This is a genomic window from Micromonospora sp. CPCC 206061 (genome assembly GCF_036906915.1).
In the GTDB taxonomy this organism is placed as follows: Bacteria; Actinomycetota; Actinomycetes; order Mycobacteriales; family Micromonosporaceae; genus Phytohabitans.
Genome location: NZ_JBAKHX010000012.1, coordinates 1 through 12119, shown reverse-complemented (window position 1 = coordinate 12119; position 12119 = coordinate 1). Strand labels below are relative to the sequence as shown.

Genomic DNA, 12119 nt, shown 5'->3' with positions numbered 1-12119 from the left:
AGCTCAGATCGGAGGCCAGGGCACCGCCGGCCAGTCCTCCGGGGGTTCCGGGAAGCGGCGGGTCGACAGCAGCCTCGCGACCCGCTTGCGGGTGCGCCCGATCTCGGCCGCCGTCAGGTGACCCGCGAGCCGCTCACCCAGTTCGCCGACGAGGGCCGCGTCGAGCAGCGTCAGCGCCTCGACCGCCTCGTCGGGCAGCCGCTTGCGGGTCCAGCCCCACAGCACGGTGCGCAGCTTGTCGTCGACGTTGAAGCAGACGCCGTGGTCGACCCCGTACACCCGGCCGCCCTCGCCCACGAGGACGTGGCCGCCCTTGCGGTCGGCGTTGTTGACCACGGCGTCGAAGACGGTGAGCCGTGCCAGCCGCGGGTCGTCGGCGTGCGCGAGCGCGTACGCGGTGCCGTCGTCGTCACGCGCGGCCGCGATCCGGAACCAGCCGGCCGGCAGCTCGTACGCGGGCACGAACCCGACCAGCGCCTCGCCGTCGTCGGGCTCGTCGATCCAGAGCTGGCAGGCGCCCTCGCCGAGCGGGCCGTCGCGCAGCACCGTCGGCGGTACCAGCCCCCAGCCCATCTCGCGGGAGACCAGGTACGCGGAGACCTCGCGCCCGGCGAGCGTGCCGTCCGGGAAGTCCCACAGTGGCCGCTCACCGCGCACCGGCTTGTAGACGCACCGGGCCGTCACTCCGTCGAGGGTGAGGAACGCGCGCAGCGTCGTGTTGGAGGCGTCGACCAGCCGCCCCTCGATCTCGAACTCGCCGCGCTCCAGAAGCCGCAGCGCGTCACTCTCGTCGAGCACCGGCGAGGTCTCGACGGTCAACGGTGGTAGCCGTTGTGCCGCGGGCACAGGTGGCCGCGCGGGTCGAGCGGCTGGCCGCACAGCGGACACGGTGGGCGGCCGGCGGCGAGCACCCGGCGGGCCCGGTCGATGAACGCCCGCGTCGCGGCCGGCGTCAGCCGGACCCGCAGCCGGTCGAGGTCGTCGTCGACCTCTTCGTCATCGTCCTCGTCATCGTCTTCACCTGGGCCGCCGAGCTCCAGCTCCACCTCGGCCTCGCCCGCGGCGATCGCCTCGATCACGACGGTGGCGGTGTCGACGTCGTACGCGAGCCCGAGCGTCCCGACCCGGAACTCCTCGTCGACGGGCGTCTCCAGCGGCTCGTTGTCGGACAGCGCCGGCGGCGGCTCGGGCAGCTCGGCACCGAAGCGGCGGTGCGCCTCGGCGAGCAGCTCCTCGAGCTTCTCGGCCAGCAACGTCATCTGTACCTTCTCCAGCGCGACACTGACCAGCCGGCCCCCGCCGCGCGCCTGGAGAAAGAACGTCCGCTCCCCCGGCGGACCCACGGTGCCAGCGACGAACCGCTCCGGCGGCTCGAAGGCGTGTACCTGGTGGGTCATACCTAGAACCCTATCTGTCGAGTGCTTCGCGCGCGCAGTGCTATCGACCACCGGCGCCGCCGCCGACGGCAGCGTCGGAGGCGGCGGCCTTTGGCCGCCGCGCCCGGCGCCCCTTCGGCGGAACCAGGCCCGCGAGGTCACCGCCCGTGTCGTTCAGGCGGAGCAGGAACGGCCTGGTCGGCGTGTAGCTGATCGCGGTCAGCGACGCCGGGTCGGCCACGATCCTTTGGAAAAGATCCAGGTGTACGCCCAGCGCGTCAGCGACAATCGCCTTGATCACGTCGCCGTGGCTGCACGCGAGCCAGATGGCGTGCGGCCCGTGCTCGGCGGTGACGCGGGCGTCCCAGGCGCGCACCGCCGCGACCGCGCGCGCCGCCATGTCGGCCATCGCTTCCCCGCCCGGAAAGACCGCCGCGCTCGGGTGCTGCTGCACGACGGGCCACAGTGGATGCTTGGCGAGCTTCTTGAGCGGTTGCCCCTCCCACTCCCCGTACCCGCACTCGATCAACCCCTCTTCGGGGTGCGGCTCGGCGGAGGGCAGCGCCAGCTCCAGGGTCTGCCGGCACCGGATCAGCGGGCTGGTGACCACCGCCGCGAGGGGTACCGCCTTCAGACGCTCGCCCACGGCGGCGGCTTGTGCCCGGCCGGTGTCGTCGAGCTCGACCGGCCGCCGGCCGGCGAGCCCACCGTCGGCGTTGGCCGTGGTACGCCCGTGTCGCAAGAGGAGCACAGTAGCCACGGTGCCCCAGCCTACGACCCCCTCAACACCGACCGGTCGCAAAAACCCCGTAGCGCGGTCCGCCAGGCTGCCCGGCCATCCGTGCCAGCCCCGCTGAGCCCCGCGCGGGCGGCGCTGGTTCGGAAAGGCGCGGTCTGGGGCGCGGGGCGAGCGGGCTGTGTGCGATCGGCGCCGCCGCCGGGCGCCGATCCCTCGGGTCAGGTTGCGGTGATTTCGCCGGCGATCAACAGGCACATCACCAGGCTGCCCAAGGCCACGCGGTACAGGACGAAAACGTACAGGGTGTGGTGGGCCACGTAGCGCAGCAGCCAGGCGATCGAGGCGTACCCGAGTCCGAAAGCGATCACCGTGGCCACCACCATCTGGGCGACCGACGGGGTGAGCCCCGCACCGCTTTTGTCGAACACGTCCGGGATGCTGAACAGCCCCGACATCACGACCGCGGGGATGGCGAGCAGAAACGAGTACCGGGCGGCCGCCTCGCGGGTCAAGCCGAGAAACAGGCCCGCCGTCAGCGTGCCGCCCGACCGGGAAACGCCCGGGATCAGCGCCATCGCCTGCGCGAAGCCCATGACCACGCCGTCCTTGAGCGTGAAGTGCTCGATCATGCGGGTCTGCCGGCCCCAGTACTCGGCGAACGCGAGCACCAGCGCGAACCCGACCAGCATGATCGAGACCAGCCACAGGTTACGAGCGGCCGACCGGATCTGATCCTTGAAGAGGAAACCGAACAGCCCGATCGGTATCGACCCGATGATCACGTACCAGGCCATGCGGTAGTCGAGCGACGAGCGCACCGACCGGTCCCAGAGTCCCACGATCCAGGCCTTCGCGATCCGGAAGATGTCCTTGGCGAAGTAGACCAGCACGGCCGCCTCGGTGCCGAGCTGGGTGACCGCGGTGAACGACGCCCCCGCGTCCTCCCCGAAGAAGATCGCCGAGGTGATACGCATGTGCGCCGACGAGCTGACCGGCAGGAACTCCGTGAGGCCCTGGACAATGCCCAGAACGATGGCCTCCAACCAGGTCACGCGGGGTCCCCGTGGAAATGCACAGCGAAGCGGAGCATTTCCGTGGGGTGCATCACTCCCCCACTCCGGCGAGGTCCAGCGCCTCGGCCACGGTGCGCAGCGTCTCGACGCCGCTGTCCCGGTCGGCCACGAAGAGGGTCACCGACAGCGTGGTCACGCCCGCCTCGGCGTACTCCCGGAGCTTGTCCGCGACGCGCTCCTTCGGTCCGAGCAGTGAGGTGCGGTCGATGAACTCCATCGGCACCGCCGCCGCGGCGTCGCGCTGCCGCTTGGCCAGGTAGAGGTCCTGCACCTCGCGCGCGGCGTCGCCGTAGCCCATGCGCGTGGCGAGCTGGTTGTAGAAGTTCTGCTCGCGGCTGCCCATGCCGCCGATGTAGAGGGCGGCGTACCAGCGGACGAGCTCGGCGCAGGACGCCGGGTCGTCGCCGATCACGACCGGGACGCTGGGCACGATGTCGAAGCCCTTGACGTCGAGCCCGGCCTTGGCGCGGCCGGCGGCGATGGCGGAGAGCTGGTCGGCGGCGCTGTCCGGTGCGAAGAAGATGGCCAGCCAGCCGTCGGCGATCTCACCGGCCAGCTCCAGGTTTTTCGGTCCGACCGCCGCGAGGTAGATCGGGATGTGCTCGCGCGGCGGGTGGAAGCCGAGCCGCAGCGCCTTGCCCGGACCGTCGGGCAGCGGCAGCGTGTAGTGCGCGCCCGCGTACTCGACCGGCTTGCGCCCGATGGCCAGCTTGACGATGTCGACGTACTCCCGGGTGCGCGCCAGGGGCTTGGCGAAGCGCACGCCGTGCCACCCTTCGGACACCTGTGGCCCGGAGACGCCCAGCCCGAGCCGGAACCGGCCGCCGGAGAGCGCGTCGATCGTCGCCGCCGTCATCGCGGTCGCGGCCGGCGTGCGCGCCGGGATCTGCATGACCGCGCTGCCCACGTCGATCCGCTCGGTCTGCCCCGCGATCCACGCCAGCATGCTCGGTGAATCGGAGCCGTACGCCTCCGCGGACCAGACCACCGAGTAGCCCAACCGATCGGCCTCCTGGGCGAGCGCCAGGTGGTCGGCCGGCGTGCTCCAGGCCGTCTGGTAACCGAGACTCAGTCCAAGCCGCATGTCCTCCCCCAACCTCCCACGGGTCGCACCAGGGTACGCAATCCAGGTAGCCCACTGGACAGTGACACCGGGTTGAATAAGGTTCACCCATGCAGCAGCGACCGCTCGGGCGCAGCGGGCTGGCGGTGTCCAGGCTCGCGCTCGGCACCATGACCTGGGGTCGGGACACGGACCCCGACGACGCGGCCGCGCAGCTCAAGAGCTTTCTGGACGCCGGCGGCACCCTCGTCGACACCGCCGACGTGTACGCCGACGGCGAGGCCGAAGCGGTGATCGGCTCGCTGCTCGGTGCGCTCGTGCCCCGCGACGAGATGCTGATCGCCACCAAGGCGGGGCTGCGGCCGGGCTTCGGCCGCCGTCGCGACGGCTCCCGCGGTCACCTGCTGCGCAGCCTCGACGCCTCGCTGCGCCGGCTCGGCACCGACCACGTCGACCTGTGGCAGGTGCACGGATACGACCCGGACACGCCCTTGGAGGAGACGCTGACCGCGCTCGACCACGCGGTGGCGAGCGGCCGCGTCCGGTACGTCGGGGTGTCGAACTTCTCCGCCTGGCAGACCGCGCAGGCGGCCACCTGGCAGGCCGCGTTTCCGGGCCGTGCGCCGGTCGTGGCGACGCAGGTCGAGTACTCGCTGCTGGAGCGCGGGATCGAGCGCGAGGTGCTGCCCGCGTGCACCGCGCTGGGCTTGGGTGTGCTGCCCTGGTCGCCGCTGGGTCGCGGGGTGCTCACCGGCAAGTACCGCCATGGGCGCCCCGCCGACTCGCGTGCCGCCTCGCCGCACTTCGGCCCGTTCGTGGAGCCGTACCTGGAGCCGCGCTGCTCCAGCATCGTCGAGGCGGTCTCGACGGCGGCTTCCGGCCTGGGCGTGTCGCCGATGGAGGTGGCGCTGGCCTGGATCCGTGACCGGCCGGGCGTGGTCGCCCCGATCCTCGGTGCGCGCACCGTCGGGCAGCTGCTGGGGGCGCTGCAGGTGGAGGAGATGACCCTTCCGGCGGAGATCACCCAGGCTCTGGAGGATGTGTCCGCTATTCCGCTGGGTTATCCCGAGCGGGAAGGCTAGCGCAGCCAAAAAAGGCTGGGCAATATAGGGCGCATGGACTACGAGTACGCGCCGTTGCGGTTACCACCGAATGTCGACAGGGTGACCGCGACGGTGCAACTGGCGATCCAGGCGGAGTTCTCCGGTTGGGAGCTGGCCCGGGTGCGGCTGTTTCGCGACGGGACGCGGCAGGTGGTGCTGCGCCGTCGGGTGAACAACCAGCCGCAACCGGGCCTCTCGTATTAGAAGCTCCTGCTAGGAGCGAGCCTCCAGCTCTTCTTCGTCCTCTTCAAGGTCGAGCGCGAGGTAGGGGTGCTCGTCGAGCCGGCCGACGAGCCGGTCTTCGCTGCCCGGCTGGAACGGCCCGGTCGCGTCGGTCTCCTCGAAGGCCTCCAGATCGAGCGCGTCGGTGACCTCGCTGACCATCACGACCCCGTCGAGCGGCTCCAGCTCCGGGATGTCGAGCGCTCCCAGTGAGCCGTCACCGGCCTGTAGCAGCTCGAGCACCGCGTCGCCGACGCCGACCACCGGCTCTGACTCCTCTTCCTCGTCGTCGGGCAGACCCGACCGGCGGGCCGCCTCGGCGACCCTGACCAGCGCGGCCACGCTCGGAACGCGGTAGTCGCGGCGCTGGCGTACCGAGATGACCTGCGGGTGCGGGTCGGTGGGCTCCTCGCCGTCGATGCCGCCCAGCCCAACGCCGAAGCGCTCGTCGGCCTCGTCCGGGTCGATCGACTCCACGTCCCACGGCGTGACCTCGCCGAACGCGTCGAGCAGCAGCTCGTCGTATTCGAAGGAGGCGTTGTTGAGGTTGACGTACGCCTGCCAGACGTCGTCGTCGTCGATGCGGCCCTCGGCGGCCTTGACCGCCACAAGGTGGCTGCGCGCCGCTTCTATCACCCGCTCCAGGGCGGCGTCGAGATCCGCGTGCTGGTCGGTCATGGTTATCGGAGGTCCCTTCTCAGCTGTTACGCAGGCAGATCAGCTATTACGCAGGAAACGGTCGAGCACTCGCACGCCGAACTGTAGTCCCTCGACCGGGACCCGCTCGTCAATGCCGTGGAACAACGCCGAGAAGTTCAGGTCGGCGGGCAGGCGCAACGGGGCGAAGCCGAAGCAGCGTATGCCCAGCCGGTTGAACGCCTTGGCGTCGGTCCCGCCGGAGAGCATGTACGGCACGGGCCGGGCGCCCGGGTCTTCGGCGCGCAGGGCGTCTGCCATCGCGTCGACCAGGGCGCCGTCGAACGTGGTCTCCAGGGCGGGCTGCCGGGTCACGTGCTCGATCTCCAGGTCGGGGCCGATCACGTCGCGGAGCTGCTCCAGGAAGAGCTCGGCCTGGCCTGGCAGGGTGCGGCAGTCGATGGTCGCCGATGCGCGGCTGGGGATCACGTTGTCCTTGTACCCGGCGGCGAGGCGCGTCGGGTTGGCGGTGTTACGGATGGTCGCGCCGATGAGGTTGGCGATCGGCCCGAGCTTGCTGATCGCGAGCTCGGGATCGTCCGGGTCGATCTCGATGCCCAGCACCTCGCCGATCTCCTCGAGGAACGCGCGGACCGTCGGGGTGACCACGATCGGGAACCGGTGCCGCCCCACCCGGGCCACGGCCTCGGCGAGCGCGGTCACCGCGTTGTCGTCGTGCACCATCGAGCCGTGCCCGGGGCGACCCCTGGCGTGCAGGCGCAGCCAGTTGATCCCCTTTTCGGCGGTCTCCACCAGGTACAGGCGCAGGTCGCTGCTCACCGTGTACGAGAAGCCGCCGACCTCGCCGATCGCCTCGGTGCAGCCGTCGAGCAGGTCGCGGTGGTTGTCGACGAGGAAGTGTGCGCCGTACTCGCCGCCGGCCTCCTCGTCGGCCGTGAACGCCAGCACGATGTCGCGGGGCGGGCGGACGCCGGTGCGCTGCCACTGGCGGACCACGGCGAGCACCATGGCGTCGAAGTCCTTCATGTCGATCGCGCCGCGGCCCCACAGGAACCCGTCGCGCAGCTCGCCGGAGAAGGGGGGGACCGACCACTCGCTGGCCTCGGCCGGCACGACGTCGAGGTGGCCGTGCACGAGCAGCGCCGGCCGGGCGGGGTCGCTGCCGGGTATCCGGGCGACCAGGTTGGCCCGGCCGGGCGCGGACTCGTGCAGTTCGGCGTCGACGCCGACCTCCGCGAGCTGCGCGGCCACGTACTCCGCGGCCACCCGCTCCCCCGCGCTCGTGGCGAGGTCGCCGGTGTTGGTGGTGTCTATGCGCAGCAGGTCACGGCAGATGTCGACGACCTCGTCGACGGCGGTTCTCATCCACTCTTCTTACCAGCCGAACCCCGCCTGGTAGGAAACGGACGCCAGCACCGTCTGCCCGCCGGCGTTGGGATGGAAGTAGTCCCAGCCGGAGACCTGACTGAGGGTGAACGGGTAGTTGAACACCGCGTTGCCGTCGAAGTCGCAGTTCGGCCCGTAGGCCGCGCACGCCTGCGCCAGCTGGGTGTTGTAGTCGATCACACGCTGGCGTACCCGGTCGCGGCGCGCGTTGTCGGCGGCGGCCGTGGAGGTGGGATTGGCCAGCATGGACTGGCAGATGCTGAGCAACGCCCACGCGCTGCGGGCCAGCACGTTGCCCTTGCCGACCTGCCAGAGCCGCTTGAGGTCGGGGATGCTGATCACGAGGACGCGGGCCTGCGGCAGGCCCGACTTCAGGGTGTCGAGGGCCGTGTCGATCCGGCTGCGGAACGTCGACACCGGCGTCATGCCGGCCTCGCTGCTCGCGCAGGCGTCGTTGGCGCCGATCAGGATCGTGACGTAGTCGACGCCCTGCCCGACGGCGGTGGCGGCCTGGCCGGCCATGTCGGCGGAGGTCGCGCCGGAGCGGGCGTCGTTGTGGTTGCGCCCGGCGATGGCCGGGTTGACGGCCAGTACGCGCTGGTAGTGGCTGTTGATCGAGGGGGCGGTGCCGGTGCTGAACGAACGCGACGGGCAGTCGACGTAGAACCCGCAGGCGTTGAACGCGCGGGTGATCGAGTCGCCAAGGCTGGCCATCGACGAGGGGGCGGGCGGCGCGGCGTCAGCCGCCTGTGGCGTGAGGAGCACGGCCGCGAGGGTGGCGGCCAGGACGGCAGACAGGCGACGCGGGAGTGGCATGGGTACACCTCCGTTACGCGGGGAGCCGGAGTTGCAGGGGTAATCAGACGGTAGTGGTGTCGTCACACTGTGCACAACCGTTTCCGGGTTTCCCGGAAGGGACGCGCGGGGTATTCAGGCGTGATGACGCTGCCACCACTGCCACCAACACCCGCCGGAGTGACCTGGCAGCCGGGCGGGCGCAGCGTGGTCGACGTGCTCGCGGGGGAGCACGCCACGATCGCGGACCTGTGCGTGCGGCTCGCCGACCCCGCGATCACGCCCCGCCGGCGCCGCGAGATCGCCGACGTACTGGCGGCAACCGTGGCCCGCCACCTGTCCGCCGAGGAGCAGTACCTGTACCCGGTCATCCGGCGCATGCGCGGCGCCGGCGCCGTCGATCGCGAGATCGCCGCCGGGCGGGCCTTGCGCCGCGCCCTCCGCCGCCCCGGCCCCGAGATCGCCCGCGGTCTTCGCGAGCACGCCGCGTCGGTGGAGGACATGCTCGCCGCGCTCGCGGCGGCCACGCCACCCGCCGAGCTGATCCGGCTCGGAAACAGGGTGGAGGTCGCCGAGGAGGCGGCGCCGACCCGCCCGCACCCGAAGGCGCCCGCCAAGCCGCCGTGGAACAAGGTCGCGGATCCCGCACTCGGGGTGCTTGACCGGCTACGGGACGCGTTTACGGGCCGCCGGACACGCGCCAGGGACCTGGACGCCCGGCGCGAGGATCGGCTTTTTTGATCAAGGCGGTAACCGATCGGTTACAACCTACCTGGCCTTTGGGGGACCTTTCACAGCCCGAAGGACTTCCGGTGATCCCACGTTGGTCCTACCGTCACGCTATGAACCTGGAGTTACGCCACCTGAAGGTCGTCGTCGCGATCGCCGAAACCGGCAGCGTGACCAAGGCGGCCTCGCAACTCGGGTTAGCGCAACCAGCGCTGACCGCGCAGCTCCAGCGGATCGAGCGCACGCTCGGCGGGCCCCTCTTCGAGCGCGACCGGCGCGGCGCCCGCCCCACGGCGCTCGGCGAGCTGGTGCTGGCCAGGGCGCGGGTGTTGCTGCCCGCGATGAAGGGCCTACAGGACGAGGCCGCGCGGCTGGCCGGGACCGGCGACACCATGAGCCGGTACCGGGTCGGCGGCGCCAACAGCCCGATCGTCGGCGGCTTGGTGCACCGGCTCGCCAACGCCCAGCCACAGGCGCAGATCAGCACCTACGCCTCCTGGTACGCCGACGAGCTGGCCCAGATGGTGCTCAGCGGCCGCCTCGACTACGTGCTCGTCGGTGTCTGCGGCGACGCGGCGCCGTCGGCCGCGCACGGGTTGGCCTGGCGGGTCGTGGCGGTCGACGCCGTGTTCGTGATGCTGCCCGCGCAGCACCCGCTCGCCGAGGTCGACGAGGTGCCGCTGGGCGACCTCGCGGAGGCGCAATGGGTCGGCGCGCCTGGTGACGGGTGCTTCGCGGACTGCTTCGCCGCGGCCTGCGCCCGGTCGGGGTTCACGCCTCGCAAGCTGTACGAGACGGACATCCGGGGCTGCATCGACATGGTCGAGTCGGGTGAGGCGGTCGCGCTGTGCCAGGCGACGTTCCGCCCGCTGCCCGGGCTGGTGACCCGGCCCCTCGCGGGCGTGCCGCTGCGCTGGCGGCTGCTGCTGGGCTGGCATCCCGACACCCTCGCCGCCAAGTTCGCCGACGACGTGCTGGGGCACGCGGTCGCCGCACATGGAGACATCGTCGCGCGCGCCCCCAAGTACCAAGAGTGGCTGCGCAGCCACCCAGCGTTCGGCTCGTCCGCGCCTATCGACCCGATAATGCCAGCCTTGCCCGCTTTGTCGGACGAAGAGCCAGATCCCGAACCGGTCTCCTCGTGACAGAACCAACTGATCTGCTCATCATCGACGGGGCGAACGTCGTGGGGTCGCGGCCCGACGGCTGGTGGCGTGACAGGGCCGGTGCGGCGCGCCGGCTGCGCGACTCGCTGAAGGGGCTCGACGCGGACGAGGTAGTCCTCGTCGTCGAGGGTGCCGCACGCGGCCTGGAGTCGACCGAGGCAGTACGCGTCGTGTCCGCCGACGGGTCGGGCGACGACGCGATCGTCGACCTGGTGCGCGATGAGGGGCAGGGCCGGCAGGTCGTCGTGGTCACCGCCGACCGCGGCCTGCGCGAACGGGTGAAGTCGCTCGGTGCTGACGTTCGCGGACCACGATCAATAAGGACACCGGGGTGAGAAACGCCCGCCGCACCTATGATGGAATGGCGGCTCCCCACCCCCAGGAGGTTCCCCCGTGGCGAGCGTCGCCGAGGTCAAGTCGGCCATCGATGCCGCGATCCAGCAGGTGAGCGAGGGCCAGGCGGCGGTGCATGCGGCGAACGAGAAGATCGCCGAAGCGCAGCAGAGCCTGGCGGCCGCCCTGGACGGCAGCGGCCACGACGCGGTGAGCAGCGCGCATGCCTCGCTGCAACAAGCGATCATGGAACTCGACGACTGCCTCGCCGCGACACAGGCCGCGGTGGAGCAAGCCCAGGCGTACGTCGCGGCGCTGTAGAAACGGCCGGGGCCATGTCGCTGATCCAGGAACTGGGGGCCCGGGTCCGGGCGACCTCCGACGACCTGCCGGTCGGTCTCGTCACGGCCGCCGTCGAGCGGTTGCGGCTCGCGGGCGAGCTGTTGATGTGGGTACGCCAGACGTCCGGCAACCCCATGGGTGTGCCGCAGCTGGCCGGGGCACTCGAACACGCCGAGCAGGCCGCGCAGGCGGTACGGGTGGCGCAGGACTCGCTCCTGGCGTACCTGACGGCGCTCGGGCTGACACACGACGGCGCGGCGGGTCCCGACGGCGCCTGGCGCGCCGGCCTGGCCGCGGAGGGTGACCGGCCGGTGCCGCCCAGCTCGGCACCGCCGCCGCCGCTCGGCCAGTGGTGGGCGCAGCGGGTGTCCGAGCTGACCGGGCACGAGCAGCCCCCGGAGGCCAACGGGAACGCCGCCACCGAGGGCGCCGACCTGATGCGCCGGGTGGCCGCCGGCGTACACGCGGGCGACCGCGACCGGCTGCGCCGCGAGCTCGCCGGGGCGTCCGCGCCCATCGGGCTCGGCATGTCGGCGCTCGCACCGCCGGTTCTGCACCGGCTGACCAGCGACCTGCTGCGGCACCTGCCCGGCCCCGACGACCTGCCGATGCTCACCCGCGAGGCGGGGCCGCGGGTGCGTGACCTGCTCCCCGGGCTGCCGCCCGCGGTGCTCGACACGCTGCTCGCGCGGGTGTGCCGGGTGCCGCCGGCCGAACGCGCTCAAGGCGAACCCGCTACCCATCCCGCCGACTCCGCGGTGGCCAGCGGCGTGCTCACCGGCGTTCTCCTGCAGCTGCTGCACCGCGAGCCCGACTCGCTCGACCCCCACGCACCCGAACCCGTACAACAGCCGGAGCCCAATGCCTGACAGGCGGACTGCCGTCGTCGTCGAGGTCCGCGCGCGGCTCGCGCGCGCCCGCGCGGCGGCCCGGGTGCGGCTCGACCGGGCGACGTCCGAAGTGGACGCCGCGCGGGCGCGGCTGGCCCGCACCCGCGAGATCGCGCGGCAGCGCCCGGCGCGGGCCGCCGCCGAACGTGACCGGCGGGTCGCCGAACTCGGCAAGCGGCACGCCGCCGGCCTCGCCGAACTGGCCCAGCGGGCCGCTGTCGACGGCGCGCTGGCCGCGCCCGGCG

The 12119-nt window shown here is 71.9% G+C and carries 15 protein-coding genes and 1 pseudogene; 8 read left to right on the top strand and 8 right to left on the bottom strand.

Translation table 11 applies throughout. The features are described from left to right. Positions 1-3: 3 nt before the first annotated feature. From V6V89_RS11950 to V6V89_RS11930, 5 genes are all read right to left on the bottom strand, one after another. The gene (locus tag V6V89_RS11950; protein ID WP_334619111.1) at positions 4-819 is read right to left on the bottom strand and encodes an SCO1664 family protein; all 816 of its coding nucleotides are present in this window, start codon (positions 817-819) and stop codon (positions 4-6) included. Further along, positions 816-1397, bottom strand: a complete 582-nt coding sequence (locus V6V89_RS11945; RefSeq protein WP_334619110.1) for a DUF3090 domain-containing protein — start codon at positions 1395-1397, stop codon at positions 816-818. The genes V6V89_RS11950 and V6V89_RS11945 overlap by 4 nt, the downstream gene beginning before the upstream one ends. A 40-nt stretch (positions 1398-1437) precedes the next feature. Then, positions 1438-2136: an MSMEG_4193 family putative phosphomutase gene (locus tag V6V89_RS11940; protein ID WP_334619109.1), complete on the bottom strand. Its 699-nt coding sequence runs from the start codon at positions 2134-2136 to the stop codon at positions 1438-1440. Positions 2137-2333: 197 nt separating this feature from the next. Next, positions 2334-3167 (bottom strand): undecaprenyl-diphosphate phosphatase, encoded by an 834-nt coding sequence (locus tag V6V89_RS11935; protein ID WP_334619108.1) that lies wholly within the window; start codon positions 3165-3167, stop codon positions 2334-2336. 52 nt (positions 3168-3219) lie between these two features. Further along, entirely contained in the window at positions 3220-4272 is a 1053-nt protein-coding gene (locus tag V6V89_RS11930; protein WP_334619107.1) for an LLM class F420-dependent oxidoreductase, read from the bottom strand. Positions 4273-4361: 89 nt separating this feature from the next. Here V6V89_RS11930 and V6V89_RS11925 point away from each other — a divergent pair, with 89 nt between their 5' ends. Both V6V89_RS11925 and V6V89_RS11920 read left to right on the top strand, forming a co-directional pair. Next, a complete protein-coding gene (locus V6V89_RS11925) occupies positions 4362-5333 on the top strand; it encodes an aldo/keto reductase (RefSeq protein WP_334619106.1) in 972 nt (323 codons plus the stop codon). A gap of 33 nt (positions 5334-5366) precedes the next feature. Then, on the top strand, positions 5367-5558 hold the full coding sequence (locus V6V89_RS11920; protein ID WP_334619105.1) for a DUF5703 family protein: 192 nt from the start codon (positions 5367-5369) through the stop codon (positions 5556-5558). Between the two features lie 9 nt (positions 5559-5567). Here V6V89_RS11920 and V6V89_RS11915 read toward each other — a convergent pair whose 3' ends face one another. From V6V89_RS11915 to V6V89_RS11905, 3 genes are read right to left on the bottom strand one after another with little or no spacing between them, the layout of a single operon-like run. Next, positions 5568-6254: a hypothetical protein gene (locus V6V89_RS11915; protein WP_334619104.1), complete on the bottom strand. Its 687-nt coding sequence runs from the start codon at positions 6252-6254 to the stop codon at positions 5568-5570. Between the two features lie 39 nt (positions 6255-6293). Continuing rightward, positions 6294-7598 (bottom strand): M20/M25/M40 family metallo-hydrolase, encoded by a 1305-nt coding sequence (locus V6V89_RS11910; RefSeq protein ID WP_334619103.1) that lies wholly within the window; start codon positions 7596-7598, stop codon positions 6294-6296. Between the two features lie 9 nt (positions 7599-7607). Then, on the bottom strand, positions 7608-8435 hold the full coding sequence (locus V6V89_RS11905) for an SGNH/GDSL hydrolase family protein (RefSeq protein WP_334619102.1): 828 nt from the start codon (positions 8433-8435) through the stop codon (positions 7608-7610). 123 nt (positions 8436-8558) lie between these two features. On the opposite strand from V6V89_RS11905, the gene V6V89_RS11900 reads away from it, so the two are divergent. The 6 genes and pseudogenes from V6V89_RS11900 to V6V89_RS11875 form a co-directional block, all read left to right on the top strand. Next, entirely contained in the window at positions 8559-9155 is a 597-nt protein-coding gene (locus tag V6V89_RS11900; protein WP_334619101.1) for a hemerythrin domain-containing protein, read from the top strand. A 101-nt stretch (positions 9156-9256) separates the two neighbouring features. Further along, the gene (locus V6V89_RS11895; RefSeq protein WP_334619100.1) at positions 9257-10288 is read left to right on the top strand and encodes a LysR family transcriptional regulator; all 1032 of its coding nucleotides are present in this window, start codon (positions 9257-9259) and stop codon (positions 10286-10288) included. Beyond that, positions 10285-10644, top strand: a complete 360-nt coding sequence (locus V6V89_RS11890) for a hypothetical protein (protein ID WP_334619099.1) — start codon at positions 10285-10287, stop codon at positions 10642-10644. Before V6V89_RS11895 ends, V6V89_RS11890 begins: the two co-directional genes overlap by 4 nt. 58 nt (positions 10645-10702) lie before the next feature. Continuing rightward, entirely contained in the window at positions 10703-10963 is a 261-nt protein-coding gene (locus V6V89_RS11885; protein ID WP_265254571.1) for a hypothetical protein, read from the top strand. A gap of 14 nt (positions 10964-10977) precedes the next feature. Beyond that, positions 10978-11853, top strand: coding sequence for a hypothetical protein (locus V6V89_RS11880; protein ID WP_334619097.1), 876 nt, complete (start codon positions 10978-10980; stop codon positions 11851-11853). Continuing rightward, positions 11846-12119: pseudogene (locus tag V6V89_RS11875) on the top strand (FtsK/SpoIIIE domain-containing protein); the annotation flags it as partial. The gene V6V89_RS11880 and the pseudogene V6V89_RS11875, both read left to right, overlap by 8 nt.

Coding starts and splice junctions, on each gene's coding strand:
- V6V89_RS11945 (WP_334619110.1), bottom strand. CDS start 1,397: ATGACCCACCAGGTACACGCCTTCGAGCCGCCGGAGCGGTTCGTCGCT.
- V6V89_RS11930 (WP_334619107.1), bottom strand. CDS start 4,272: ATGCGGCTTGGACTGAGTCTCGGTTACCAGACGGCCTGGAGCACGCCG.
- V6V89_RS11925 (WP_334619106.1), top strand. CDS start 4,362: ATGCAGCAGCGACCGCTCGGGCGCAGCGGGCTGGCGGTGTCCAGGCTC.
- V6V89_RS11920 (WP_334619105.1), top strand. CDS start 5,367: ATGGACTACGAGTACGCGCCGTTGCGGTTACCACCGAATGTCGACAGG.
- V6V89_RS11915 (WP_334619104.1), bottom strand. CDS start 6,254: ATGACCGACCAGCACGCGGATCTCGACGCCGCCCTGGAGCGGGTGATA.
- V6V89_RS11910 (WP_334619103.1), bottom strand. CDS start 7,598: ATGAGAACCGCCGTCGACGAGGTCGTCGACATCTGCCGTGACCTGCTG.
- V6V89_RS11905 (WP_334619102.1), bottom strand. CDS start 8,435: ATGCCACTCCCGCGTCGCCTGTCTGCCGTCCTGGCCGCCACCCTCGCG.
- V6V89_RS11900 (WP_334619101.1), top strand. CDS start 8,559: ATGACGCTGCCACCACTGCCACCAACACCCGCCGGAGTGACCTGGCAG.
- V6V89_RS11895 (WP_334619100.1), top strand. CDS start 9,257: ATGAACCTGGAGTTACGCCACCTGAAGGTCGTCGTCGCGATCGCCGAA.
- V6V89_RS11880 (WP_334619097.1), top strand. CDS start 10,978: ATGTCGCTGATCCAGGAACTGGGGGCCCGGGTCCGGGCGACCTCCGAC.